At 51.4% G+C, this 993-nt stretch carries 1 rRNA gene; it reads right to left on the reverse strand.

The window, feature by feature from the left end:
- Positions 1 to 993: ribosomal RNA gene (locus BSE24067_RS32150) — 23S ribosomal RNA — on the reverse strand; the annotation flags it as partial.

Raw genomic sequence — 993 nt, forward strand, 5'->3', positions numbered from 1 at the left:
CGCATCCGCAGCTTCGGTATATAGCTTAGCCCCGTTACATCTTCCGCGCAGGACGACTCGATCAGTGAGCTATTACGCTTTCTTTAAAGGGTGGCTGCTTCTAAGCCAACCTCCTGACTGTTTTAGCCTTCCCACTTCGTTTCCCACTTAGCTATATTTGGGGACCTTAGCTGGCGGTCTGGGTTGTTTCCCTCTTGACACCGGACGTTAGCACCCGATGTCTGTCTCCCGTGATTGCACTCTTCGGTATTCGGAGTTTGCTATGGCGGGGTAATCTGCAATAGACCCCCCAACCATGACAGTGCTCTACCCCCGAAGGTGAGACACGAGGCACTACCTAAATAGTTTTCGGAGAGAACCAGCTATTTCCAGGTTTGTTTAGCCTTTCACCCCTATCCACAGCTCATCCCCTAACTTTTCAACGTTAGTGGGTTCGGACCTCCAGTACGTGTTACCGCACCTTCATCCTGGCCATGGATAGATCACCTGGTTTCGGGTCTACGCCCAGCAACTGAACGCCCTATTCGGACTCGCTTTCGCTACGCCTGCCCTATACGGTTAAGCTTGCTACTGAACGTAAGTCGCTGACCCATTATACAAAAGGTACGCCGTCACCCCTTACGAGGCTCCGACTGTTTGTATGCATGCGGTTTCAGGATCTATTTCACTCCCCTCCCGGGGTTCTTTTCGCCTTTCCCTCACGGTACTGGTTCACTATCGGTCGATCACGAGTATTTAGCCTTGGAGGATGGTCCCCCCATCTTCAGACAGGATTTCACGTGTCCCGCCCTACTTGTCGCACACCTAGTTCTTTCATACTGTTTTCGCCTACAGGGCTATCACCTGCTATGGCCGCACTTTCCAGAGCGTTCGGCTAACAATACAAATAAAGAGTGCAAGGCTCATCCCATTTCGCTCGCCACTACTTTGGGAATCTCGGTTGATTTCTTTTCCTGCGGTTACTTAGATGTTTCAGTTCACCGCGTTCGCTTC

This window comes from Burkholderia latens (genome assembly GCF_902499045.1).
GTDB classification, from domain to species: Bacteria; Pseudomonadota; Gammaproteobacteria; order Burkholderiales; family Burkholderiaceae; genus Burkholderia; species Burkholderia latens.